The 23,069-nt window shown below is 70.0% G+C and carries 24 protein-coding genes and 1 pseudogene; 10 read left to right on the forward strand and 15 right to left on the reverse strand.

Translation table 11 applies throughout. The features are described 5' to 3' along the window. The first annotated feature begins 101 nt into the window (after positions 1 to 101). Positions 102 to 941: an ABC transporter permease gene (locus tag EST54_RS19645; RefSeq protein WP_129248978.1), complete on the forward strand. Its 840-nt coding sequence runs from the start codon at positions 102 to 104 to the stop codon at positions 939 to 941. 4 nt (positions 942 to 945) lie between these two features. Then, a complete protein-coding gene (locus EST54_RS19650; protein ID WP_129248949.1) occupies positions 946 to 1,755 on the forward strand; it encodes a sirohydrochlorin chelatase in 810 nt (269 codons plus the stop codon). Between the two features lie 22 nt (positions 1,756 to 1,777). On the opposite strand, the gene EST54_RS19655 is transcribed toward EST54_RS19650, so the two are convergent. The 4 genes from EST54_RS19655 to EST54_RS19670 form a co-directional block, all read right to left on the reverse strand. Further along, positions 1,778 to 3,448, reverse strand: coding sequence for a glycoside hydrolase family 13 protein (locus EST54_RS19655; protein WP_129248950.1), 1,671 nt, complete (start codon positions 3,446 to 3,448; stop codon positions 1,778 to 1,780). Positions 3,449 to 3,577: 129 nt separating this feature from the next. Further along, entirely contained in the window at positions 3,578 to 4,426 is an 849-nt protein-coding gene (locus tag EST54_RS19660) for a carbohydrate ABC transporter permease (protein ID WP_129248951.1), read from the reverse strand. After that, positions 4,423 to 5,415: a carbohydrate ABC transporter permease gene (locus tag EST54_RS19665; RefSeq protein ID WP_174857468.1), complete on the reverse strand. Its 993-nt coding sequence runs from the start codon at positions 5,413 to 5,415 to the stop codon at positions 4,423 to 4,425. The genes EST54_RS19660 and EST54_RS19665 overlap by 4 nt, the downstream gene beginning before the upstream one ends. Then, positions 5,412 to 6,737, reverse strand: coding sequence for an extracellular solute-binding protein (locus EST54_RS19670; RefSeq protein WP_129248952.1), 1,326 nt, complete (start codon positions 6,735 to 6,737; stop codon positions 5,412 to 5,414). The genes EST54_RS19665 and EST54_RS19670 overlap by 4 nt, the downstream gene beginning before the upstream one ends. Before the next feature lie 149 nt (positions 6,738 to 6,886). Between EST54_RS19670 and EST54_RS19675 the strand changes: the two genes are divergently transcribed. The 4 genes from EST54_RS19675 (at position 6,887) to EST54_RS19690 (ending at position 10,587) form a co-directional block, all read left to right on the forward strand. Beyond that, positions 6,887 to 7,921 carry a LacI family DNA-binding transcriptional regulator gene (locus EST54_RS19675; RefSeq protein WP_239012671.1) on the forward strand — a complete coding sequence of 345 codons (1,035 nt, stop codon included), beginning with the start codon at positions 6,887 to 6,889 and terminating at the stop codon, positions 7,919 to 7,921. A 228-nt stretch (positions 7,922 to 8,149) separates the two neighbouring features. Then, a complete protein-coding gene (locus tag EST54_RS19680) occupies positions 8,150 to 8,347 on the forward strand; it encodes a hypothetical protein (protein WP_129248953.1) in 198 nt (65 codons plus the stop codon). Positions 8,348 to 8,510: 163 nt separating this feature from the next. Next, on the forward strand, positions 8,511 to 9,140 hold the full coding sequence (locus EST54_RS19685; RefSeq protein ID WP_167511574.1) for a PadR family transcriptional regulator: 630 nt from the start codon (positions 8,511 to 8,513) through the stop codon (positions 9,138 to 9,140). A gap of 73 nt (positions 9,141 to 9,213) precedes the next feature. Continuing rightward, positions 9,214 to 10,587, forward strand: coding sequence for an FAD-dependent oxidoreductase (locus tag EST54_RS19690; RefSeq protein ID WP_129248954.1), 1,374 nt, complete (start codon positions 9,214 to 9,216; stop codon positions 10,585 to 10,587). A 229-nt stretch (positions 10,588 to 10,816) separates the two neighbouring features. On the opposite strand, the gene EST54_RS35925 is transcribed toward EST54_RS19690, so the two are convergent. Then, a complete protein-coding gene (locus EST54_RS35925; protein WP_275416024.1) occupies positions 10,817 to 10,942 on the reverse strand; it encodes a hypothetical protein in 126 nt (41 codons plus the stop codon). A gap of 1 nt (position 10,943) precedes the next feature. Then, positions 10,944 to 11,324 (reverse strand): cation:proton antiporter domain-containing protein, encoded by a 381-nt coding sequence (locus EST54_RS19700; RefSeq protein WP_244942565.1) that lies wholly within the window; start codon positions 11,322 to 11,324, stop codon positions 10,944 to 10,946. Between the two features lie 414 nt (positions 11,325 to 11,738). Between EST54_RS19700 and EST54_RS19705 the strand changes: the two genes are divergently transcribed. Further along, positions 11,739 to 12,995, forward strand: a complete 1,257-nt coding sequence (locus EST54_RS19705) for a DegT/DnrJ/EryC1/StrS family aminotransferase (protein WP_129248982.1) — start codon at positions 11,739 to 11,741, stop codon at positions 12,993 to 12,995. A gap of 117 nt (positions 12,996 to 13,112) precedes the next feature. Here EST54_RS19705 and EST54_RS19710 read toward each other — a convergent pair whose 3' ends face one another. From EST54_RS19710 to EST54_RS19725, 4 genes and pseudogenes are all read right to left on the reverse strand, one after another. Then, complete coding sequence (locus EST54_RS19710; protein WP_129248955.1) at positions 13,113 to 14,099, reverse strand: MsnO8 family LLM class oxidoreductase; 987 nt, start codon at positions 14,097 to 14,099, stop codon at positions 13,113 to 13,115. Between the two features lie 104 nt (positions 14,100 to 14,203). Further along, a pseudogene (locus EST54_RS35545) lies at positions 14,204 to 14,440 on the reverse strand (SAM-dependent methyltransferase); the annotation flags it as partial. A 51-nt stretch (positions 14,441 to 14,491) separates the two neighbouring features. Beyond that, positions 14,492 to 15,217, reverse strand: a complete 726-nt coding sequence (locus EST54_RS19720) for a nucleotidyltransferase domain-containing protein (RefSeq protein WP_129248956.1) — start codon at positions 15,215 to 15,217, stop codon at positions 14,492 to 14,494. Positions 15,218 to 15,306: 89 nt separating this feature from the next. After that, a complete protein-coding gene (locus tag EST54_RS19725; protein WP_129248957.1) occupies positions 15,307 to 15,960 on the reverse strand; it encodes a maleylpyruvate isomerase N-terminal domain-containing protein in 654 nt (217 codons plus the stop codon). Between the two features lie 213 nt (positions 15,961 to 16,173). Here EST54_RS19725 and EST54_RS19730 point away from each other — a divergent pair, with 213 nt between their 5' ends. The 3 genes from EST54_RS19730 to mtnA all read left to right on the forward strand — a co-directional run bounded on the left by EST54_RS19730 (position 16,174) and on the right by mtnA (position 19,668). Then, the gene (locus EST54_RS19730) at positions 16,174 to 16,374 is read left to right on the forward strand and encodes a hypothetical protein (RefSeq protein WP_129248958.1); all 201 of its coding nucleotides are present in this window, start codon (positions 16,174 to 16,176) and stop codon (positions 16,372 to 16,374) included. A 918-nt stretch (positions 16,375 to 17,292) separates the two neighbouring features. Beyond that, the gene (locus EST54_RS19735; protein ID WP_129248959.1) at positions 17,293 to 18,117 is read left to right on the forward strand and encodes an AfsR/SARP family transcriptional regulator; all 825 of its coding nucleotides are present in this window, start codon (positions 17,293 to 17,295) and stop codon (positions 18,115 to 18,117) included. A gap of 24 nt (positions 18,118 to 18,141) precedes the next feature. Further along, complete coding sequence (gene mtnA / locus EST54_RS35065; protein WP_161989310.1) at positions 18,142 to 19,668, forward strand: S-methyl-5-thioribose-1-phosphate isomerase; 1,527 nt, start codon at positions 18,142 to 18,144, stop codon at positions 19,666 to 19,668. On the opposite strand, the gene EST54_RS35070 is transcribed toward mtnA, so the two are convergent. From EST54_RS35070 to EST54_RS19755, 5 genes are all read right to left on the reverse strand, one after another. After that, positions 19,646 to 19,912, reverse strand: coding sequence for a helix-turn-helix domain-containing protein (locus EST54_RS35070; protein WP_217371190.1), 267 nt, complete (start codon positions 19,910 to 19,912; stop codon positions 19,646 to 19,648). The two genes, mtnA and EST54_RS35070, sit on opposite strands and share 23 nt — an antisense overlap. Continuing rightward, entirely contained in the window at positions 19,825 to 20,082 is a 258-nt protein-coding gene (locus EST54_RS36230; RefSeq protein WP_372448163.1) for a DJ-1/PfpI family protein, read from the reverse strand. Before EST54_RS36230 ends, EST54_RS35070 begins: the two co-directional genes overlap by 88 nt. Beyond that, positions 20,031 to 20,411, reverse strand: coding sequence for a hypothetical protein (locus EST54_RS35080; RefSeq protein WP_217371192.1), 381 nt, complete (start codon positions 20,409 to 20,411; stop codon positions 20,031 to 20,033). Before EST54_RS35080 ends, EST54_RS36230 begins: the two co-directional genes overlap by 52 nt. A 351-nt stretch (positions 20,412 to 20,762) precedes the next feature. Continuing rightward, positions 20,763 to 22,025 (reverse strand): MFS transporter, encoded by a 1,263-nt coding sequence (locus tag EST54_RS19750; RefSeq protein WP_174857470.1) that lies wholly within the window; start codon positions 22,023 to 22,025, stop codon positions 20,763 to 20,765. A 73-nt stretch (positions 22,026 to 22,098) separates the two neighbouring features. Beyond that, positions 22,099 to 22,704, reverse strand: a complete 606-nt coding sequence (locus EST54_RS19755; protein ID WP_129248960.1) for a TetR/AcrR family transcriptional regulator — start codon at positions 22,702 to 22,704, stop codon at positions 22,099 to 22,101. Positions 22,705 to 23,069: the final 365 nt, after the last annotated feature.

The raw sequence follows: 23,069 nt of genomic DNA on the forward strand, positions 1-23,069 counted from the left end.
CCACCGACGCCACCGACGCCACCGACGCCACCGACGCCACCGACGCCACCGACGCCACCGACGCCACCGACGCCACCAACGACGCCGGTGACCTCGCCGGTCTGGAGGCCGGGCTCGACGCCCTCGAATCCCGGGTCGTCGCCCGGCAGCCGTGGCTGCGGGCCGCCGCCGCCAAGGCTCTGCCGCCCCTCCTGGCCATCGTCATCGTGCTCGGCCTGTGGCAGCTCGCCTACCACGTCGAGCTGAAGCCGCACTACCTGCTGCCCAGCCCCCTGGACGTCTTCGACTCCCTCCGGCAGAAGTGGCTGGAGGGCACCCTGCTGAGCTTCGTGTGGACCAGCGTCTCGCGTGGCGCCCTGGGCTTCGTGACCTCGGTGGCCATCGGGACGGTACTCGGCCTGATCGTCGCCCGGGTCAAGGCCGTACGGGCCGCGATCGGGCCGATCCTGAGCGGTCTGCAGTCGCTGCCCTCGGTGGCCTGGGTGCCGGCCGCGATCATCTGGTTCGGGCTGAGCGACGCCACCATCTACGCGGTGGTGCTGCTCGGTGCGGTCCCGTCCATCGCCAACGGCCTGGTGGCGGGCGTCGACCAGATATCCCCGCTCTATCTGCGGGCCGGCCGAACCATCGGCGCGACCGGTCTCACCGGGGTACGGCACGTGCTGCTGCCGGCCGCACTGCCCGGCTACATCGCCGGACTCAAGCAGGGCTGGGCGTTCTCCTGGCGCTCCCTGATGGCCGCCGAACTCATCGTCAACGCGCCCGATCTGGGCACCGGCCTGGGTCAGCTGCTGGAACAGGGCCGGGAACTCCAGGACATGTCCTGGGTGCTCGCCGCGATCCTGCTGATCCTGATCGTCGGCATCGGCATCGAGCTGCTGATCTTCGCCCCGATCGAGCGCCGGGTGCTGCGCAGCCGCGGCCTCCTCGTCAAGAGCTGACCCCATGGACGTCCGCCCCACGCTTCTCGTCATCGCCCACGGCAGCCGCGACCCGCGGCACGCGGCGACCGTCTCCGCGCTCTGCGCACGGGTACGGGCGCTGCGGCCCGGGCTGCGCGTCGAGGTCGGCTATCTCGACTTCCATGCGCCCCGGGTACCGCGGGTGCTGGAGCGGCTGGCGGACGGGACAGCGGGACGGCGCGCGGGGCAGGCTTCCGGGGGCGTACGGGACGTGGTGGCGCTGCCGCTCCTGCTGACCCGCGCCTTCCACGCGAAGTCCGACATCCCGGCGGTACTTCAGGAAGCCGCCGCCCGGCTGCCCCGGCTGGCCGTCCACCAGGCCGAAGTGCTCGGCCCGTCCGCCCTGCTGACCGCCGCGCTGGAGCGGCGGCTGGCACAGGCCGGGCTGCGGCCCGGCGACCGCCGTTCGACCGGGGTCGTCCTGGCCGCGGCGGGCTCCTCCGACCCGGAGGCGATCGCAGTGATCGCTGAAACCGCGCGGGAGTGGCGACGCACCGCTGGTTGGTGCGCCGTGCGACCTGCGTTCGCCTCCGCATCTCTTCCCCGCACGGCCGATGCCGTGCGGGAGCTGCGCGCCGAGGGTGTCGACCGGGTGGCCGTCGCCCCGTACGTCATCGCCCCCGGCTTCCTGCCCGACCGCATCGCCGCCGGGGCCCGCGAGGCCGGTGCCGATGTCCTGGCGCCGGTCCTGGGGGCCGCGCCCGAGCTGGCCCGGCTGCTGCTCCGGCGGTACGACGACGCGGTCGCGGTCGCGGACCGGGCCGGTGCGGACCGGCCGGCGCTGATCGCCTGACCGGTCCCGCCCGGTGTGCCGGTCAGCCGGCCGTGGTGCGCAGCCAGACCGTGGTCCACGGCGGCAGGTGGCCGCCGGTGACCGGTGCGGAGGACAGCAGCAGCTCGCCGGCCGGCAACGGGCGGGCCTCGTCCGACAGGTTGGCCACGCACTCCCAGCCGCCCGAGCGGCGGAAGTGGAGTATGTCCGGGGCGGCGGTCGGCGCGTCGTCGGCCCATTCCAGCGCCTCGTCGGCGACCAGCCGGCGGCGGGTGGCCAGCGCCGCGCGGTACAGCTCCAAGGGCGAGGAGGCCACGCCCTGCTGTGCCTCGACGGACCACTCGCCCCAGCCCGTGGGCTGCGGCAGCCACGAACCGCCGCTGCCGAACCCGTACGAGCTGCCCTCGCGCCGCCACGGCAGGGGCACCCGGCAGCCGTCGCGCCCCTTCAGCCGGCCCGCGCTGCGGGTCCACACCGGGTCCTGGAGGCTGTCCCGGGTCAGGTCGGCGACCTCGGGAAGCCCCAGTTCCTCGCCCTGGTAGAGGTAGCTCGAACCGGGCAGCGCCAGCATCAGCAGGGTCGCGGCCAGCGCCCGGCGCAGCCCGAAGTCCCGTTCCAGCGGCGGCTCCTGGCCGTCGGAGAGCAGCCAGGCCTCCTCGTCGCGGCCGTCCGGGAGGCCGTAGCGCGAGGCGTGCCGGATCACGTCGTGGTTGGAGAGCACCCAGGTGGCCGTCGCGCCGGCGGCCCGGGCGTCGGCGAGCGCGGTGTCGATGGAGGCGCGCAGCTGCGGCGCGTCCAGCTTCGCCTTCAGGAAGTCGAAGTTGAAGGCCTGCCCCAGCTCCTGGGGGGTGGCGTAGGCGGTGCGGCGGGAGTTGCGCACCCAGGCCTCGGCGACCGCGATACGGGGCGGGTCGTACTCGTTGAACACCTTGCGCCACTCGCGGAAGACGTCATGGACCTCGTCCCGGTCCCAGAAGGGGTGGCTGCCGTCCTCGGGCAGGTCCTCCGGCCGGTAGCTCTCCACGCCTCCGATGTCGCGCAGCGGCGCGGCCAGGTCCTTGGCGAGACCGTGGGCCACATCGACCCGGAAGCCGTCGACGCCGCGGTCGGACCAGAAGCGCAGGGTCTGCCGGAAGTCGGCGCGGACCTCGGGGTTGTCCCAGTTGAAGTCGGGCTGCTCGGGGGCGAAGAGGTGGAGGTACCACCAGCCGTCGGGCAGCCGGGTCCAGGCCGGGCCGCCGAAGCAGGAGACCCAGTCGGTGGGCGGCTCCGCCCCCCGCTCGCCCCGCCCCTCGCGGAAGACGTAGCGCTCCCGGGCGGCGGAGCCGGGCGCGGCACGCAACGCCTCCTGGAACCAGACGTGCTGGTCGGAGGAGTGGTTGGGCACGATGTCCACCATCACCTTGATGCCGAGGCGGTGGGCGGTCGCCACCAGGGCGTCGAAGTCGTCGAGGGTGCCCAGACGGGGGTCCACGTCGCGGTAGTCGGCGACGTCGTAGCCGCCGTCGGCCAGCTGTGAGGGGTAGAAGGGGCTCAGCCAGACGGCGTCCACGCCCAGATCGGCGAGGTAGGGCAGCCGGGAGGTCACGCCGGGGAGATCACCGAGACCGTCGCCGTCGGAGTCGGCGAAACTGCGCGGATACACCTGGTAGACGACGGCCTGCCGCCACCAGTCGGTGGTGTTGCTGTCGGAGCCGAGGTGCGGTGCGGTCACGTGGATACATACCTTTCGGTGCGGTGTGCGGTTGCGGTTGCGGACGTGTGGCGGGGTACGGCGCGGTGCGGCGCCGGGCGTTGGGGGCGGTGTGGGGCCGGCACCGGTGCCGGCCCCGGGGCGAAGGAGTCACCCCTTGACCGCCCCTGACGTCATGCCCGAGACGATCGAGCGGCGGAAGATCAGGACCAGCACGCCGATCGGAAGGGTGGCCGCCACCGCCCCCGCGAAGAGCGTCCCGTAGGGGACCGTGTACTGGCTGGTGAACAGGGCGATGCCGACCGGAACGGTGCGGTGGCCGTCCTCGCTGTTGAAGGTCAGCGCCAGCAGGAACTCCGCCCAGGTCGCGGTGAAGGTGAAGATGCCCGCGGTGAACAGGCCCGGCCGGGCGAGCGGGGCGATGACGGTCAGGACGATGCGCAGCGGCCCCGCGCCGTCGACGGTGGCCGCCTCCTCCAGTTCGTGGGGGATGCCGACCAGATAGTTGCGCATGATCCAGATGGCGAACGGCAGGTTGAGCGCGACGTACGGCACGATCAGGCCGGCGTAGCTGTTGAGCAGCCCCACCTGCCGCTCCAGCAGGAACAGCGGGACGACCAGCGCGATCGGCGGGAAGACCGACAGCATCAGCAGAACGGTCATCAGCGGACCGCGGCCCCGCAGCGGGGTGCGGGCCAGGGCGTACCCGGCGAAGAAGGACAGGCCCAGCACGACGGCCGTCGACACCGAGGCCACCAGCACGCTGTTGAGCAGATACCGGCCGATGCCGTTGCGGACGAAGGCCTCCGCGTAGTTGCCGAGCGTCGGCGACGTGGGGGCCAGGGTCGGCGGGGCGGCGCTGATCTCCCCCGGGCCCTTGAAGGACGACGCGAGCATCCAGTACAGCGGCAGCGTCGACAGCACGACGATCGCCAGACCGCCGAGGTTGACGACGTTGAGGTACCGGCGGATGCCGGACGCCGGTGCGCGGCGGCTCATCCCCGCCCCCCTTCGTCGGCCTGCGCCTTGAAGAGCCGCAGGAAGAGCAGACAACAGCCGATCACGATCACGGCGGTGCTGGTCGCCACCGCCGCGCCCCGGCCGATTTCGAGATTCTGGAAGAGCGTTTTGTAGCCCAGGATCGCCAGCGACTGGGTGGCGGTGCCGGGACCGCCCTGGGTCAGCACGAAGGGGAGGTCGAAGATGCCGAAGGCCTGGAGGATGCGGAAGAGCACGGCGATGGCCATGATCGGGCGCAGCTGCGGCAGCGTCACCTTCCAGAACGTGGTCCAGGCACCGGCCCCGTCGATCTCTGCCGCCTCGTAGACGTCGTCGGGAATCAGCATCAGCCCGGCGAGGACGACAATGGCGACAAAGGGCGTGGTTTTCCATACGTCGACCACCACCATGGCTCCCATGGCGGAGGCGGGCTGCCCGAGAATGTCCGGCTGGTGGCCGAGCAGCTGCTCGAAGAACCAGGTCAGCCCGCCGTAGGTGCCGTTGAAGAGATATCCCCACAGCTGGGCGGCGACCACATTGATCAGTGCCCAGGGCAGCAGCAGCACGGCGAGGACCCAGCCGCGGGCGGCGCCCAGCCGGTCCAGTACGAGCGCGGCCGCGGTGCCCAGCACCAGCTCCAGCACGACGGTGACGACGGTGAAGCCGAAGGTGAAGGCGAGCGCCTGCCGCCATTCCGGGCTGCTCAGCACGGCGGCGTAATGGTCGCCCGTCAGGGAGCGGAAACTGAACCCGCCGTATTCCAGGCGGACATCGGCGAAGCTCAGCAGGACCGAGAAGAGCACCGGGAAGACCGTCACGGCACCGATGGTGAGCAGCGCCGGCGAGGCGAAGAGCCAGCCGGTGCGCGCCCGTCGGCGCCGGCTCGCACGGGCCGGACCGCCACGGTGCGGGCCCGGTTCGTTCCGCGGGCCGGCCGGCTCGGGGGCCGGCTCCCGCGACACGGTCGCGGAGGAGGTCACGGCATTCACAGCGCCCTGCCTTCCAGCGCGGTGCGGATGTCGGCGCGGGCCGCGCGCACGGCCCCGTCCGGCGAGGTCCGGCCGCCGGTCACCGCGTTGGCCTGGGTGTAGAGCGCCTTGCTGACCTGGGAGTAGTACGGGGTCTGCACCGGCCGGGCGACCAGCCGCAGTGTGTGCGCCATGGTGAGCGTGGGGTCGCCGATCTTGCGGGCCTCGGGTCTGGTGAGTACCTCTTGCAGCGCCGGAATCACCCCGGCGTTCTTCAGCAGGATCATCTGTGCCTCCTCGCCGGCGCAGAAGCGGGCGAAGGCGACCGCGGCCCCGAGGTTGTGGGAGTTGGGATTGACGAAGTTGCTCCAGCCGCCGGCGCAGCTCACCCCGGGCGGGCCGCCGCCGGCGAAACCTGGCCGGGGTGCGACGCCGACCCGGCCCGCGATCTTGGAGACCGAGCGGTCGGCCGCATTGGCCCAGGCGTAGGACCAGTTGCGCAGGAAGACCCCGCGGCCGCCGGTGAAGGCGTCCTGCGAGTCCGCCTCGACGTAGGTGGTGACCGTAGCGGGGGTGACGCCGGTCTCGGTGAACTCCCGCATCAGCGCGAAGGCCCGCTCCGCGCCCGGCCCGTTCAGCGCCACACCGCCCGAGTGATCCAGTACGGGGGCGTCGGCGTCGGCCAGGAACTCGGTGACGTTGCAGGTCAGCGACTCCGAGACGTTCCCCTGCCAGAGGAAGCCGTAGGCGGCGTCACCGGCCCGCTGGATCCTGCGGGAGGTGCGCAGCAGCTCCTCCCAGGTGCGGGGCACCGGCAGGCCGTGCTTGGCCAGCAGGTCCTTGCGGTAGAAGAGGAAGGCGCTGTCGGTGAAGAAGGGCAGCGCATAGACGGCACCGCGGTACTCGCTGACCCGGCGCAGCGCCGGCGGGTACCCCTCCCAGAAGTCCTTCGGCAGCAGCTTCTGCAACGGCAGGGCAAGGGAGTTGGCCCCGAACTGGGCCGGCCAGATGGTGTCGCCGAGATAGACGTCGGGGGTGGGCGAGGCGCCCGCGAGCTGGGTGGTGACCGCGGCCCGGTTGGCGTCGGTGGTACTCAGGGCGTTCGACTTGCGGACACGGATCTGCGGATGACGGCGTTGGAACGCACGAATGATCAGGTCGGCCACCACGGGACCGCCCCGGGAAGGGATTTCGGACACCCACCAGGTGAGAGTGGCCGGGGTACGCGGGACGTGGGCAGCCTGGGTCAACAGGGTGTCCAAGGACTTGCCCGCGCAACCGCTGGTGAGCCCGGCTCCGACGGCGAGACCGCCCGCGAGCAGGGTTCTGCGGCTCAAGGCCATGAGTGCTCCTCACGTCTTGGCTGTCACCGATGACAGCGCTTGCAGGCTAGAAGTGGCCTTGTCGTCAGGTCAACGGGTCGTGAACAGCAGATTTCGTGGAGGAATCACTTGGCAACGCTGTCATCGCCATTTTGTGCTAGCGTCCCGGCATGTCCTCAGCTCGGAGCGAGGCCACGATGGCCGACGTGGCCCATCGGGCGGGGGTCTCGGTGTCCACGGTGTCGCGCACGCTGCGCGGCCTGTCCACCGTCTCGGACACGACCCGCGCCCGCGTCGAAGCGGCAGCCCGCGAGCTCTCCTTCGCGATCACCCGCAGCGCCTCCAGCCTCGTCACCGGCCGCACCGGCCGGGTCGCCGTCCTCATGCCCAACCTGGCTTCGTGGTTTCTGAGTTCGGCGCTGTCCGGGATGGCGCCCGCGCTGCGCGAGGCGGGCCTGGACCTGCTCGTCTACAGCGTGACCGATGTGCACGAACGGGCCGATTTCTTCGACCGGCTGCCCGCCCGCCGTAATGCCGACGCCCTCCTCGTGGTGAGCTTCGCGCTCACCCCCGCCGAACGCGCCCGGCTGGACGATCTAGGGATGCCCCTGATCTTCGTCAGCCAGCACGCACCGGGGCGCCCCAGTGTCTACGTGGACGACGAGGACGCCGCCCTGCGCGGCACCCGCCATCTGATCAACCTCGGGCACCGGCGGATCGCCTTCCTCCAGACCTTCGACGAGACCGGCTTCGCCTGGAGCAGCAAGAACCGGCTCGCCGGACATCTGCGCGCGCTCGACGACGCCGGACTGGAGCACGACCCCTCGCTGGTGATGAGCGTGCCCGACTGGAAGGGCGGCGGAATGGCCACGGCCGTGGGACGGCTGATGAGCCTCCAGGACCCGCCGACCGCGCTGTTCGCCGAGACCGACGACTTCGCGTTCCGGCTGCTGGCGGCCCTGCGCGCGGCCAACGTCCCGGTACCGGCGCAGGTGTCGGTCATGGGCTTCGACGACCACGTCATGGCGGAAGTGCTGGGCCTGACGACGCTGGCCCAACCCGCCGTGGAACTCGGCCGCACCGCCGTACGCCTCACCCGGTCGGTGATCGAGAACTCCGACGGCGCCCAGGAGCGCCACATCGTGCTGCCGACCGAACTCGTCCCCCGCGGCAGCACGGGACCGCCGCCGGCGGCGGGGAGTTAGAGAACTTCGACGACAGGCCGGGACGTCAACCGGCGCCGCACCGACCGATGCCACCGCATCCGAGCAGAAAGCGGGCGGGACCACCTACTACGTCGACTGCTCCGCGGGGAACGACGCGAAGGACGGCACCTCGGCCGGCCCGGCGCGGACGTCGGCGACCTGTACCAGTACAACGTCAGCCACGACAACAGCCAGAACATCTCGACGGTTCCCGCCGACGCGTAACGGGTGCTGGGTGACCCGAAGTTGGTCAAGCCCGGATCCGAGACGTCCGTCGACGACGCCGACGGGTACCGGCTGAAGAAGTCCTCGCCGGCGCTGGGCAGCGGCGTACGCCTGCCCCAGGACGCGGCGCGCGACTTCTTCGGCAACCGCGTCCCCGCCGCGCACCCGAACATGGGGGCGTACCAGGGGCCCGGGGTGTAACCGGGGCGGACCGTACGCGGTACGGCACGGGGGCGCCGTCCCCCTGAGCGGGACGGCGTCCGGAGTCCTTCACGTGTGGCCGGTGGGCATGCCCACCGGCCACACGTGTGTGCGTACCGCGCGACGGCCAATTAGTCGCTCTCCGACTAGTAACCTGGCTACTATGACCTACAGGCGCTCAACGTTGGCTCTGGCGGTGCTCTCCCTGCTGGCCGAGGTGGACCACCAGCAGCAGCCCGGCATGCACCCCTACAAGATGCAGCGGTTGATGAAGGACCGCGGCAAGGGCGAAGTGGTCAACGTGGGGCAGCGGGCCAGCCTCTATCGCACCATCGACCGCCTGCACCGCAAGGCCCTGATCGAGGTGCGGGAGAGCAGCCGCGAGCACAACCGCCCCGAGCGGACGCTCTACGCGCTCACCGACGAGGGCCGCGCCGTGTGGCGCGACTGGATGCTCGACGCGCTGGCGGCTCCGACCCGCGAATACCCCGAGTTCCTGGCCGCCATGGCGTTCGTCCCCCTCCTGGAACCCGGCGAGGTGGCCGAACAACTGGAGAAGCGGCAGGCGAACCTCGCCACCGAACTGGCCCGGCTCGACACGCAGATCGCGGCGTCGGGCGAATGGGGCAGGCTGTTCACCCTGGAGATGGAGTGCATGCGGGCCACGACCGCCGCGGAGCTGGACTGGGTGGAATCGGTCATAGCCGACCTGCGATCCGGGCGCATCACCTGGACCAAGGAGTGGCTCGCCGCGATGGCGGCCGCCCACGACCGCCAGGGAGCCCCCCGCTAGGACGTTCACGCCCTGGGCGGGGTACCGACCATGGCGCCGACGCGCCCTCACCATGACGAAATGGGAGACCACAATGCCCGGTTCACCTTTGCATGTCATCATCATCGGCGCCGGCACGGGCGGGCTCTGCCTCGCGCAGGGCCTCAAGCGGGCGGGCGTCAGCGTCGCGGTGTACGAGCGCGACCGCACCCGCCGCGACGGTCTGCAGGGCTACCGGGTCGGCATCGACGCCGACGGCAAGCGGGCGCTGCGGGCCAACCTGTCACCGGAGCTGTACGACACCTTCCTCACCACCTGCGCCCGGCGCCCCGTCTACGGCAACCAGATGACGCACGAGAAGAAGTTCCTCTTCTCCGCCGGACCCGAGGTGCTGAAGCCGGAGGACCAGCCGTCGGAGGACGACGCCGACGAGTCGGTGAGCCGCATGACGCTGCGTCAGGTCCTGCTGACGGGGCTGGAGGACGTCGTCCACTTCGACAAGCGCTTCACCCACTACGAGCAGGCCGCCGACGGACGGGTCACCGCGTTCTTCGCGGACGGCGACTCGGCGACCGGCGATCTCCTCGTGGGCGCCGAGGGGGCCAACTCGCCCGTCCGCCAGCAGTATCTGCCGCACGCCAAGCTGGTCGACACCGGGCTGATCGGCATCACCGGCAAGACACCGCTCACCGACGAGACCCGGGCGCTGCTGCCCAAGGAGGTGATGGAGGGCGTCACCATGGTGCACGGCCCCAAGGGGTTCATGTGCATCCTGCACGTGATGCGCTTCAAGTGGGACGAGGACGGCAAGCCGAAGGAGGGCATCGGCAGCACCGACGCGGAGGCGCTGCGCGCCTGGCCCGGGATGCTCTACGACAACAGCCGTGACTACATCATGTGGGGCTTCGCCGCGTCGGAGAAGTGGCTGGCGAAGGACGTCACGCAGATGCGCGGCGCCCGGATCCAGCAGCTGGTGAAGGAGAAGACCGCGTCGTGGCACCCCGACTTCCGGCGGATCTTCTCGCTCGGGGACCCGGACAGCAGCTTCCCGCTGGTGATCCGGACGTCCGAGCCGATCGACCCGTGGAAGCCCAGCTCCGTCACGCTGATCGGGGACGCCATCCACACCATGACGCCGGGCCGCGGGGTGGGCGCCAACACCGCGCTGCGGGACGCCCGGCTGCTCACCCGCAAGCTGGTCGCCGCGAGCGGCGGAGAGCTGTCCCTCCTCGATGCGGTGGGCCAGTACGAGACCACCATGACGTCGTACGCCTGGGACGCCGTCATCAAGTCCCGTGCGCAGATGGACGGTCACTCCGTCATGCACAAGGGTGACCTGATCGGCAACCTGGCCCGCACGGGGATGCGGACCGCGATGCGCACGATGAACCACCTGCCTCCGGTGAAGCGGAAGATCGCCCTCGCGGAGAGCTCGTTTCGCGGTGCCGGCCGCGAGGACGAGGACTGACCCACCGGCCCGCCCCGGGGCGCGTCGTCCGGAACACGCGGGCCCGCCGCGTGTTCCGGACGGGTCACCCGGCCCGCGGATCGCCGGGCTCCGGCTCCTCCTCGGGCGGCGGGGGCGGCGGCGCCCCACCAGCCATGCGGTGGAGTGCCCCAGTACGACCAGCATGTTCAGCAGGGCACGGGCCACGGCGCGGCACGGCCGCACGGCCGCTCCGGGAGGTCCGCGGCGGTCAGTAGGCCGCGGTGACACGGAAGATCTCGAACGGGCGGCCTCCGTCGTGGTCCCGGAACGGGCGCAGCGGCGAGGTGCTGTCGCGGTGCGCGGCGCCGGCCTCCCAGGTGCGGAAGGCGGCCACGTCACGCCACCGGCTGACGACGACGAAGACGCCGTCCTCGCGCGCCGAGGGCGAACGGCACGGCGGCGGAGCCGAGGACGGTTCCGACGGCGATCCGCCCGCAGCCCCGGAGCCTGCCGAAGTCGACCTCGCACCCCACCACGAACATGAAGAGCACCAGTCCGAGATTGGCCAGCGCACTCAGATAAGGCCGGATGTCCACGGGGAACAGGGCGTGCGCGAGCGCCCCGTGGAACAGCGTGGGGCCCAGTAAGAGTCCCCCGACGATCTCACCGATGACGGCCGGCTGGCCGAGCCGGTGAGCGATCCGGCCGGCCACCCGGGCCATCACAAGGATCAGGGAGAGATCTGCGAAGAGTATTGCCGCGTTGAGTTCGGTCACCGGTCGCCACCTCGCGCTTCGGTCCGCATCCCGTCCGTACGACGGCGACGCCCTGTCGCATGAAGCGCCCCGTCAGGCAGCCGCTCCGGACGCCTCCGCGCGCGCCATCCTCGGGCACGGCACAGCGATCGGCCTCGAAGTTCACTGAAATTCAGGTCTGTTGGCCCACGCGGACGGACTGGTCCGGTGTGGTCCGGGCGGGTGCGGTGGGGTCCGGCGCGGTGGGGTGCGGCGCGGTGGGGTGCGGCCCGGTGCGGTGTTGGTCCGGCCCGGTGCGGTCCGGCCCGTCCACGGACGGCGAAACTGACCGAACTGACCTTGCTGACCACCGTCTGCTCTTCACCCCGCCCCCGCTCCTGCACTCTCATGGGTAGAGCACCCACCGGTGCGCCGGCGACCATCTGGGGGGACCTGATGCTGGACAAGAGTTACGTCGTGCCCTGGGGAAAGCGGGGCGTGCTGCCCGCCGACACCGAGGCAGCCGTACTGGCCGAGCTCATCCACGAGAGCACCCCGCTGCCGACGGGCGTGCGACGGGAACGGTTCGAGCGCTCCTTCGCCGAGTCAGTGGGCAGCAGGCATGCCATTTCGGTGACCAGCGGAACGGTCGCCCTGCAACTGGCCGTCCGGATGCTCGGACTGACCCCCGGCGACGAGGTGATCGCCACCCCGCAGACCCATCAGGCCACCGTCCAGCCGCTGTTCGACTACGACGTACGGGTCCGGTTCTGCGATATCGACCCCACCACCCTCACCCTCGACCCGGCCGTGCTGGAGTCGCTGATCACCCCGCGCACCAAGGCCCTGCTGCTGGTGCACTACGGCGGCTGCCCCGCCGAGATGGACACGATCATGGCGCTGGCACGCCGCCACGGCTTTCTGGTGCTGGAGGACTGCGCCCATGCGCTGGGCACCCGCTACCGCGGACGCAGCGCCGGGTCACTGGCGGACATCGCCACCTTCAGCCTCCGCAATTCCCGGAACACCAGACTGCTCGGCAAGGGCGGTGTGATCACCTGCGACCGGGACGACTGGGCCGAGCGTCTGCACCGGCTGCGCGCCGAGGACACCGACGCGCGCAGCGCGCACCTGCGGCCGGACCACACGGCGGCGCCGAACCCCGCACTGTGGACCCCGCACACCGTCCCGCTCCAGCGCGGACCCGCACGGCGGCCCGGCGGCGCCGCGACGATGCCGGACATGGTCGCGGCCCTCGGCCAGGCCCAGCTCACCCGGCTCCCGGCCACCACCGCCCGACGGCGCGCGCTCGCCGGCCGGCTGGACGAGGTACTCGCCCGCTACCCCTTCATGACCCCGCAGTCGACGCCCGCGCACAGCGCACACTCCTACCACCTCTACAGCTGCTTCACCGACCACCAGGAACTGCGCGACCGGCTCGTACTGAGCCTGGACCGCAGGGGCGTGGAGATCCAGCTCCGCTACTTTCCCCAGCATCTGCTGCCGCAATGGCGCCACCGGGGCCATCTGCGCGGTGAGTGCCCGGTCGCCGAACGCAGCTGGTTCGAGCAGCACCTCAACCTCCCCTGCCATCCCCTGCTGACGGCCTATCAGGAGGACTACCTCATCGAGGCCTTGGACGAGTCCCTGACCGAACTGAACGGCGGGACCCCGGCTCCACTCCCGGTACCGGCTACGGCCTGCGGGCGGTAACCAGGCGGGCCGGTAACCAGGTGGGCCGGTAGCGCGTGATGGCTTGCTGCCGCCCCGGCCCAGCACCGGCTCGGCCCGGCCCGGCCCGCCACCGCGGCCCTACCCCCGGCAAGGCTGCTACGACACCATCGCCACCTCGGAATACTTCTTGATGAGCTCGTAGGAGCGAATGCGGTCGCCGAGGTCGTAGACGGGTGTGGTCAGCATGAGTTCGTCCGCTCCGGTCTCGCCGGCCAGTTGCGCAAGCCGTCGGACGACGGTCTCGGGTGTCCCGACGGCTTGCTGTGCACGGAACCCGGCCAGCGCCCGTCGCTCCTCGGCCGTGAACGGGTGGGCGGCCGCGGCCGCGGGGGTGGGGAACGGGATCTCACTCAGGCCTTTGAGGAGCCCGGCTTTGACGACGTCCATCGGCCCGACCCGCCACGCGGCTTCTTCTTCCGTCTCGGCACACACCGCCTCCACACACACCAGCACCCGAGGTCGCTCGCACCAACGGGACGGGGTGAAGTCGGCCCGGTAACGCTCCACCGCCGCAAGGGTGTTGTCCGGCCGGATGTGGTGTGCGAGGGCGATCGGCAGGCCACGTCGTGCGGCGAGAGCGGCACCCGCGGTGCTGGACGACAACAGCCACGGCTCCGGCAGCGGGTCGAGGGCGACTTCGTCGACCAGGAAGGACAGGATCGCGGCCACGTCCCCGTCGTATTCCGCGTCCGTCGTCGGTCCGGCCCCTCGGCGCAGTGCCCGTGCGGTGGCCTCGTCGAAGGTGCCCGGACCACGGCCGATACCCAGATCGATGCGGCCCCCGTGCAGTCCGGCCAGCGTTCCGAACTGCTCCGCCAGCATGAGGGGGGCGTGGTTGGGTGCCAGTACACCGCCCGAACCGAGACGGATGGCCGCGGTCGAGGCGGCAGCGTGCGCGATCAGCACGACCGGTGGAAACGCCCCGATGGCGGGCGAGTGGTGATGCTCGGCGTACCAGACCCGGTGGTAGCCCAGCCGTTCCAGTCCCTGCGCGAAGGCGGCGGTGTCACGCAGGGTCTCCACGGCACGTGTGCCCGTTTGGACCATCGCGACTTCCAGCGCTGAAAGAGGTACATCGATCATGTCGTCAGCATAAGGATCGGTGTTCGACAAGCGCGCCGCACTCGCCCTGTTCCCGGCCACAAATCCCATGCTGCCCCGGTGAGTTGGGTGGCGTGATCTCCGACTTACCTCCCTCTGCGCATCAGCAGGTGACCCCGGCGGAACCGTTCCCCCTCGCGCGGCTCACGCAGCATCCGGCCGACTTCGACGAATCCCGCTTCGCCGGCCAGCCCCACGAGGTCGTCGATCGGCCACCGGTAGGCCGTCGCCACTTTGTGGTCGAACGCCGCAACGGGCTCACCTTCCGACTCGAAGAAGGCGAGCAAGAGGTGGCCGTCCGGCGCGAGCACCCGCCGGAACTGGCGTAGAAGGTTCAGTCACAGCCGAGGACACTGGAAGCCTCCGTTGGCGAATCAGGTGCGCCATGGGTGTGCGTAGCCTTCCCGCAGCGGGCCGCCCAGCAGGTCGAGCACCTGCTCGGCAGCGGCCGCCAACGGGGCGGGGTCGGCGCGTTCGGCCACCGCCTGATGGCCGTCCAACAGGGCCTTGCCCCGTACCGGGTCTGCGCTCAGCAGCCTGCGGGGCAGCCACTTGCCGATGCCCGTCCAGGCGTTGTGGTAGGCCGTGAGAAGGTGCGTCGCCTCGCGCAGAGTGGAGTCGGCGAGGGCGAGCTGTTCGTACCGATGGGTCGGCGCGGTGTCGACCAAGTCGTCCATGAAGCAGGTGAGTCCATAGCGGGACCGTTCCCGTTCCGCTGGGGTGAGCGGGGGTGGCCCGGCCGCGAGCACGGCTCGGGCCCGTTCGCACGTACGGGACAGATGGCCATGGGGGTCCATCAAGGGAAGCCCCTGGTCATAGATGAACAGGACCGTGCCACGACGGCGGGCTCTGTCCCACTCGAAGAATTCCGGCACGTCCGCGAGGGTGTTGAGGAACAGCTCGGCCAGGCGGCCCTCGTGGCGTATCACCTCACGACGGCTGGTGTCCGAGTCCGGCAAGAGGACGGCCACGTCGAGATCGCTCATCGGGGTGGCCCGCCCCTGGGCAGCCGAGCCGCCCAGCATGGCGCCCAGCGCACGGGGGAAGAGGGTGGTGACCAGGCGCAGAGCTTGGGCGGCAGGGATTTCTTGATCATTCATGGGCACTCATCGTGGCAGGTGCGCTCCCAGCGCGACGGAACCCCACACGTGACTCGTCGTCCTTTCACGACGTACCACCTTCGCGACTCTCAGCCGAGGATGAGCGGGAGCTTCGCGGCAACATCGCCCAGCGCGTCCTTCTCCTCCTCGGTCGGCGTGCGACGTCCGGTGCCGACCAGCAGCGCGTCCGCGTCGGAGAGCGAGGCGGGAAACGGGGTCCCGGCGATCTTCTCCAGCGACGCACGTGCCGCCGCGAGGGTCTCGGCGGGCGGCTCGGCGGCCGACGGCAGATGCGCGATCAGGTCGAGGTGGTGCAAGGTCCATTCGAGCACGTACGCGGACAGGTAGTCACCGGCGGTCAGCACCTCGTCGCGGGTGCTGACGCGGACGGCGGGATCGGCGAGTTCGGCGGCGCGGCCCGCGGCGGAACCGACGTCGTCGAGGTGGAACTTGAGCCACCGCGGCTCGCCGTATGCGGCGGCGAGCCGCGGAATCAGCGCATCGAGGGGGTCCTCGCCCGTCGGGGGTTCGACGAGCTCCCAGTAGGTGACCGCGTCCACGGTCGGTTCGGTTTCGGCGGGCGTGACCAGGGTGATCAAGACGTCCTGGGCGTCGATGACCAGGTGGCACACCAGGTCCCGCACGAGCCAGCCGGTACAACCGGACGGCCGCTCGAAGTCCTCGTCCGGGATGTCGGCGACCGCCGTGCGCAACGCCGTCCAAGAGCGTGAGAAGAGATCCACTGCGGCACGGTAGTGCCGGACCGGAACGACGGACAAGCATATTTGGGTGCTCGGTTCGCGGACCCGGGCCGACGGTTCGTGGACCCGGACAGCCGGTTCGCCTGCCCAGACGGCCGGTTTCCGTACGCGGAAAGCCGGTTCACGTACCGAGGCGGCCGGTCTCGGCCGGTAGCCCCCTACCTCAGCGGCGTCGTCCAGTCCCCGTGCCGTGACGTGGCGGCGGAACCGCGTCCCTCACCTGCAGCGTGCCAAATCTGCCGGCACGGCCTTGACCGCATCGGCTCCGCCAAGAACACCGGCAAGCACACAGCCACCTTCTACCAGCACGCCTACTACTCCGGCGCCAAGTTCTCCCTGAAGCCGGGCGAGTCGGAGCCCCACCGCGACGGTGCGGGCTCCCTCAAGTTCCAGTGACAGCGGATTCCGTCAGCACCGCTGCCAGGCGGAGTACGGCGACCGCGGCCGCCGCGACTGCGCCGCGAAGACGGGGGCACCGCTACGCGGGCATGTCCCTCGCTGATGCCGCTCGGTGCTGTTTACCGATTTCGTTGCGGATGGGGCTGGAGTGACGGTGTCACAGCGGTGGCTGCGTGATCTTCTCTGGGATCACGTCGCCGACCGGCTCCGATCGCCCCAGGGCCCAGCGCGCAGAGGGGCCTGCTCTCCCACGACCGGCGCGCCCGCGGCGAAGGCCAACCGCGGGCCCGGCACGCAGCACATGCCTGGCCCTGCTGCTCGCCGTCGAGCAACTCCCTTCGCAGACATTGCCGTTCGCGGAGCTCGCCGACCGGTGGAACGGGTGGAAGGTCTGACGGCTGGGCGATTGACGTTGGGGAACGGCGGATGAATCTGTGTCAGGAGTGCCGGGCGGGTGGGCAGGGCTGCTTGCCCGGCCAGTGGGTAAAACCAGCCAACGCATATATGCCAACGAGGCAATCTCCTGGCCGTATGCGCGCATGGGCCGGTGGCGGGACCTGGGTCGCTCCGGGCGGGGTGCCGCGTGCGCTGCGCGAGGCGAGGGCCACAGGTGAGGCCTGTTCTCACCACCCCTGTCCACGCGTCGTGAGGTGCGTCAGCAGTAATTCATGACTCAACCACGCCCTGATTGGCGGAGCGGAAATTTCCGCATTTGAGTGGTGACGCAAAGGAGCAAGCGTCAATGCGTAACGCTTGACCAGCGCGTCTGCAATGCACCTATTCTCTGAACGTGCCTACCCGCGCCGTACTAAATAAGCCCACGCGACTTACCGCCCGCCATGGAACGCAAACGTTCCGGCGGGTTCTTTTTGAGTGAGATCGGCCACTGGCTACCGCCCCCCACATGGAGATTTCATGGAATTCAGCGTACTCGGCTCATTCGCTATGCGGGACGGCGGGAAATCTTATCTCCCCTCCGCCCCCAAGACCCGGCAATTACTGGCACTGTTCGTCCTGCACAGCAATGAGCCCGTATCGCTCGCCACCTGCCTGGAGGAGCTGTGGGGCAACCGTGTCCCGCGCAGTGCCGTGCAGAGCCTGCACACCCGCGTGCTGCATATCAGGAGGGCACTAGCCGGATCGGTGAGCGTCGGGTCACAGGAGAAGGCCAAGCAGCTGCTCGTGACGCAGCACCGCGGCCACCTGCTCCGGGTCGCCCCGGGCAGCCTCGACCTCCACGAACTCGACCGGCACGTACAGGAATCCCGGCGCGCCCAGAAAGCCGGGGACGACCTCGGCGTAAGTTCCGCACTGCGTTCCGCGCTGTCGATGTGGCGCGGCACAGCCCTCTCCGACATTCACGCCGGGCCGATTCTGCAGGCCCGGGTGAACGGCCTCGAAGAATTTCGGCTGACGCTGCTGGAGCAGTGCATCGAGGCCGAGTTGCGGCTCGGAATGCACCATGACCTGGTTTCCGAACTCGGCCGGCTCGTAGCGGAGCACTCGGCGCACGAGAATTTCCATGCGCAATACATGCTCGCCCTCTACCGGTCGGGACGGGCCGCCCAGGCGCTCGACACGTATCACGCACTCCGCGAAACCCTCAACGACGAGCTGGGCATCGAACCCACCCCGAAACTGCGCGAACTCCAGACCGCGATACTCACGGCCAATCCGATTCTGAACGTTTCGCCCCCGCAGGGGCGAGGACTGTCACTGGACCTGTTCAGCTCCTGCTGAACACCTCGGAAAGGAATTCCTCAAATGGAACATGCCATAGCGTGGGACGACGGAGCCATTGTTACGATCGACCAGCGAGCGCTTCCTGACGACCACCGCCCCTTGCGGCTGACGACGATCGACGAGCTGATCGACGCGATCGCCGCGCTGGCGATCCGCGGCGCACCCGCAGTCGGCGTAGCCGGCGCCCTCGGCATCGCGCTGTCGGCCCATCTGCGGGCGCACGAGGGCGAGTTGGACGAGGCCGGGGTGCGGGCGGACGCCGAGCGGATCGCCTCGGCCCGGCCCACCGCGGTCAACCTCGAATGGGGTGTGCGGCGGGCGCTGTCACGGGTGGCGGACGGCGCGGACGCGGTGCTGGCCGAGGCGCTCGCCCTGCTCGGCGAGGACGAGGCCGTCAATCGGGCCGCTGCCCGCAGGGCCGCCGAGTTCTTGCGGGCGCGCTGCGCTCCCGGGCCGCTGCGCATCCTTACGCACTGCAATACCGGGCGGCTCGCCACAGTGGCGTGGGGCACCGCCCTCGGCGCGATCCGTGAGCTGGCCGCTGCGGGGCAGGTGGCCGAGGTGCTCGCGGGGGAAACCCGGCCGCTGCTCCAAGGCGCCCGGCTGACCGCCTGGGAGCTGGCCGAGGAGGGCATCCCGCACCGGCTGTGCGTGGACTCGGCCGGTCCCGCGGCAATTGCCGCCGGGATGGTGGACTGCGTGATCGTCGGCGCCGACCGGGTCGCGGCCAACGGCGATGTGGCCAACAAGATTGGTACGTACTCCCTGGCGGTCGCCGCCGGGCGGGCAGGTATTCCGTTCGTCGTCGTGGCCCCCGAATCCACCCTGGATTCCCGGACGTTCAGCGGAAGTGAGATAGAGATCGAAGAGCGCGCCGCCGAGGAAGTCACGCACCACGGTGGCCGCCGTATGGCGCCCGAAGGCACACCGGTATTCAATCCGGCCTTCGATGTGACACCGTCAGAACTGGTGACCGCCGTCGTCACGGAAACGCGGACATTGGTGCGGGGGAAGGAAGACGGAAGTGGCCTTCCGGATCGCATTGCCGACCGAATCGATGTGATTCCTGACTTCCCGAATAAGGGGGTTCTGTTTCAGGACCTGGCACCCTTTTACGCGGACGCCGCGATCGTGCGCGATACGGCCGCGGAAATGGCTCGGGCATTCCGGGGAAAGTTCGACTGCGTGCTGGCTCTGGAAGCCCGTGGATTTCCGATCGGTGCCGCCGTCGCACAGCACAGTGACGTACCCCTAATTTTGGCCCGTAAGCCCGGAAAACTCCCCGGAGAAGTAATTTCGGCGGGCTACGGGCTGGAGTACGGAAAGGACACTCTGGAGGTCCAGGCCAAGGGAATTCCCGCGGGTTCCAGGGTGCTGATCGTCGATGACGTGCTGGCCACCGGCGGCACCCTGACGGCCGCTGCACAGCTGGTGACCGGCTGCGGCGCGTTGGTGGGCGGGATCGCCGCCATCGTCGAGCTCGACGCGCTGGGGGGCCGCGCGAAGCTCTCCTCCCATGAGGTGTTCACGGTGCATCACGTCGCGTGAACGCTTTGCGGTAGGCCGACCGAGAGGTCCGCGTGAAGCGGTTGAAGTGGTGCCGGTAGGTCACCGCGGTGTCGAATCCGACCGCGTTCGCGATCTCCTCGATCGGGGTGCGGGTCTTCTCCAAGAGCGGCGGACTGCCCTGCACTCGCTGGGAGATCAGCCAGTGCACGGGGGTGTTGCCCGTGGCCTGCACGAAGTGGAGCAGGTACGTACGGATCGACATGCCGGCGGCTCGCGCCGGCATGTCGACCGTGATCGGTTCGGTGAGTCGACGTACAGCGGGGCCGAATCGACGGGGACCAGCGGATATCGCTGGTGCAGCAGGTCGGCGTAGCGCCAGTGGGTGGTGGCCCGGCGGCCGTTCAGCAGGCCGGCGGTGGCCAGTGCGAAGGCTCCGGAGCAGATCGACACCACCGGGAGCCCTGCTGGTGCGCCCGCCGCAGCGCGGTGATCAGCTCCGGGCTCGGCTCGCGCGTCACATCGGCGATGCTCGGGACGATCACGGTCTGGGCCTCGACGAGCGCGTCGAGTCCGTACGAGGTGTGCAGGGTGGCGCCGCCGACCATGCGCAGCGGTCCGCGTTCCTCCGCGCAGATCTTCAATTCGTACCGAGGAGAATCCAATTCTGGCCAGGAACCGCCGAAAACCGCGGTGACGATACCGGTTTCGAACGCGGTCATCCCGTCGTACGCCAGAACGGAAACGGTCCGGGGAGGGTTGATCTGCGCTGTGTCAATCTGCACTGTGCCGACCATGGCGTTATCTTAGCGGAGATTGACATCGCTGCCACTGTCGCGGAGCGGCATGAATCGGCATGATCGGCAGCAGTATGCCGATGTGCCGGGGATTTCCCGGACGAGAGGGAGATGACCTCCATGCGTGCGATTCTCCGGGTCGTGCTTCACACGCTGCAGGATGTGGCCTACGGAATTCATGCCTGGCACGCCATTAGGCTCGGTATGACTCCCCCGCTGCCGCCGAGGTCCGTACCCCGCCGAGAGGTGCACAATCTGGTGGCGTGAACTCGATTCTCACCCACCTGCTGAAGGGCCCAGGAATATTTCCTGGGCCCTTTCTTCATTCCGGCTTCGCCGTCAGCCCATCCGCGCCTCTTCGCCGACGGCCGGGACGTGCGCGGCGGCCGGCTCCGCGGGGGCGGCGATCCGGTTCTGCCGCCGGCTCGGCCTGGCCAGCAGCGTCAGCAGGGTGATCGCGGCGGTGAGCAGGAACGCCGCCCGGAGGCTGTAGTGATCGGCGAAGGCCCCAAGGGCCGCCGGGCCGATGATGGTTCCGATGCCGAGGAAGAACACGGCGGAGCTGAAGCCGGTCGAGGGCTGCTCGGGGAAGACCTGATAGCTCCAGACCGCGAGCAGGCCCGAACCGGCCATGAACGCGGGGCCGTAGAGGACCGCGGAGGCGGCCACGGCCGGGATCGCGCCCGGCGCGATGCCCAGCAGCGCGATGGCGGCGGCCATGGCGAGGAACAGATAGACCTGCGTACGCCGCAGGCCCTGCCGCGCGATGAGAACACCGGTGAAGACACCGGCCGTACCGGCCAGGCCCATCAGCGTCCAGAACAGCGGGCCGGTGGGGTCGCCCTCCTTGAGGTCCTGGGAGACGGCGTCCACCGCGAACGTCCAGTAGACCGCGCCGATGAGGCCGTAGGACAGCGCCGTCAGGTAGAGCGGCACGGCCTGGACGCGGGCGAACCAGCGCAGGCTCACGCGCTGCGCGGAGCCTTCCGTGGTCCTGCGGTGCGGACCGCCGGGCAGGATGCGGGCGTTGTAGAGGGTCACGGCCAGCGCGGCCACGGCGAACGCGGTCCAGGCGTACTGCCAGGCGGGGCCCTTGGCGATGATGGCCAGCGGGCCTGCCACGACGACGGCGAAGGCCGTGCCGCTGGGGATCAGCGCCATGACGCGTTCGCGCTGCCGCTCGGGCACCATGCGGTCCACCGCGTCGGAGTACGGCGCCCAGGCGAAGCCCGGGCTGAGTCCGGCCATGACCAGGCCGGCGACCAGCATGCCGGTGCCCTCCGCGTAGGCCACCAGCAGCATGCCGGCCGCGGCGGAGAGACCGCCCGCGATCACCAGCGGCCGCGGGCCGAAGCGCGCCGAGAGGACGCCGACGATGAGCAGGGCGATGAGATAGCTGATGTAGGTGGCGCTGCCGATCAGGCCCACCAGCGAGACCGAAAGATCGAATTCGTTACGTATCTCCGGCAGGAAGAGACCGTATCCGTATCGGGCGAACCCGAAGGTCACGCCCTGGGCTGCCACCCCCGCGATGCCGACCTTCCACGCGGCCGACAGCCGCTGTTTTTCCCGGTGCTGGTCCTGCACCTGGTCCTGATCCATAAAAAAACGGCCTTTCTCAACGGAACGTTCTGTTGCCCACCGTGCGGGGGTTTCTGGGAGACTCCGTCGCCGCTCAACTGCCGCCCTCCCGGCGGGGCCAGGTCTCCAGAAGCCGCGCCACGGCTGCGCGGGCCTTGCTGATGGCGTCCTCCACCGTCCCCAGTGCCTGGGTGGTGGTCGCGCCCTCGTAGAGCATGAGGAGGGTGTCGGTCAGGTCTGCCGCGTTTTCATAGCCGGCTCGGTGGACGAGCGAGCTGATGTCCTCGCGGAGTTCGGACTTGTGGGCCGTCACGATCGTCCGGGCGGGGTGATCGCGATGGGCCAGTTCGGCTGCGGCGTTCGCGAAGGAGCAGCCGCGGAAGCCGCGTTCGGAGTGGCAGATCCCCAGCGCGTCGAAGACGGCGAGGAGCCGGTCGCGCGGGTCGTCACCGGCCGCCTCCCAGGTGAGGTCCAGCAGCTTGCGCCAGCGGTCGTCCCGCTCCTCCAGATACGCGACCACCAGGGCATCCTTGCCTCGAAAGTGCTTGTAGAAGGTCATCCGCGCGACATCGGCGGCCTCGATGAGGGCGTCGACCCCGGTGGTCTCGATGCCCTGGGCGTAGAAGAGGTCGTCGGCCGCGGTCAGCAGCCTGTTCCGGGCGGAGGGACGGGGCGGTGGTTCAACTCCGTGGACGTTCACAAGAACGAGTATACGGATCGTTCTATCTACTGCATAACGACCGTTCTATTCGCCGGCTGAACGAGCGTCAGCCGGGTGCCGCCGCCCAGGGGGAGGAGCGCGGCGGCCACCCGCGCACGGGCCCGTCCTGCCACCCTTCCGTTCTAGTGGTTGTCGCCACACCCCAGTTCAGGGGATGCGATGGACTTCGAGAGTCGGAAGGAAGCTCTCTGCTGAGTGGGCCGCATATTTCAAGCTCATGCAGCAGGATGTGAGCAACGAGGACGCCGGCCGGATCGTCGGGGTGAACTCGAAGACCGGCAGGCGCTGGCGCAACGGACGTAGACCGTCCGGCCGGAGAGGCGGCACCACCGGTTCGTCCGGTG

It is taken from the genome of Streptomyces sioyaensis, from assembly GCF_004122735.1.
Taxonomy (GTDB): domain Bacteria; phylum Actinomycetota; class Actinomycetes; order Streptomycetales; family Streptomycetaceae; genus Streptomyces; species Streptomyces sioyaensis.

Excerpts from the sequence above, each read along its gene's own strand:
- EST54_RS35070 (WP_217371190.1), bottom strand. The coding sequence starts at position 19,912 with ATGCCGGCGCGAGCCGCCGGCATGTCGATCCGTACGTACCTGCTCCAC.
- EST54_RS19710 (WP_129248955.1), bottom strand. The coding sequence starts at position 14,099 with ATGATCGATGTACCTCTTTCAGCGCTGGAAGTCGCGATGGTCCAAACG.
- mtnA (WP_161989310.1), top strand. The coding sequence starts at position 18,142 with ATGGAACATGCCATAGCGTGGGACGACGGAGCCATTGTTACGATCGAC.
- EST54_RS19675 (WP_239012671.1), top strand. The coding sequence starts at position 6,887 with ATGTCCTCAGCTCGGAGCGAGGCCACGATGGCCGACGTGGCCCATCGG.
- EST54_RS19750 (WP_174857470.1), bottom strand. The coding sequence starts at position 22,025 with ATGGATCAGGACCAGGTGCAGGACCAGCACCGGGAAAAACAGCGGCTG.
- EST54_RS19735 (WP_129248959.1), top strand. The coding sequence starts at position 17,293 with ATGGAATTCAGCGTACTCGGCTCATTCGCTATGCGGGACGGCGGGAAA.
- EST54_RS19660 (WP_129248951.1), bottom strand. The coding sequence starts at position 4,426 with ATGAGCCGCCGCGCACCGGCGTCCGGCATCCGCCGGTACCTCAACGTC.
- EST54_RS19685 (WP_167511574.1), top strand. The coding sequence starts at position 8,511 with ATGACCTACAGGCGCTCAACGTTGGCTCTGGCGGTGCTCTCCCTGCTG.
- EST54_RS19720 (WP_129248956.1), bottom strand. The coding sequence starts at position 15,217 with ATGAATGATCAAGAAATCCCTGCCGCCCAAGCTCTGCGCCTGGTCACC.
- EST54_RS19705 (WP_129248982.1), top strand. The coding sequence starts at position 11,739 with ATGCTGGACAAGAGTTACGTCGTGCCCTGGGGAAAGCGGGGCGTGCTG.
- EST54_RS19670 (WP_129248952.1), bottom strand. The coding sequence starts at position 6,737 with ATGGCCTTGAGCCGCAGAACCCTGCTCGCGGGCGGTCTCGCCGTCGGA.
- EST54_RS19690 (WP_129248954.1), top strand. The coding sequence starts at position 9,214 with ATGCCCGGTTCACCTTTGCATGTCATCATCATCGGCGCCGGCACGGGC.
- EST54_RS19650 (WP_129248949.1), top strand. The coding sequence starts at position 946 with ATGGACGTCCGCCCCACGCTTCTCGTCATCGCCCACGGCAGCCGCGAC.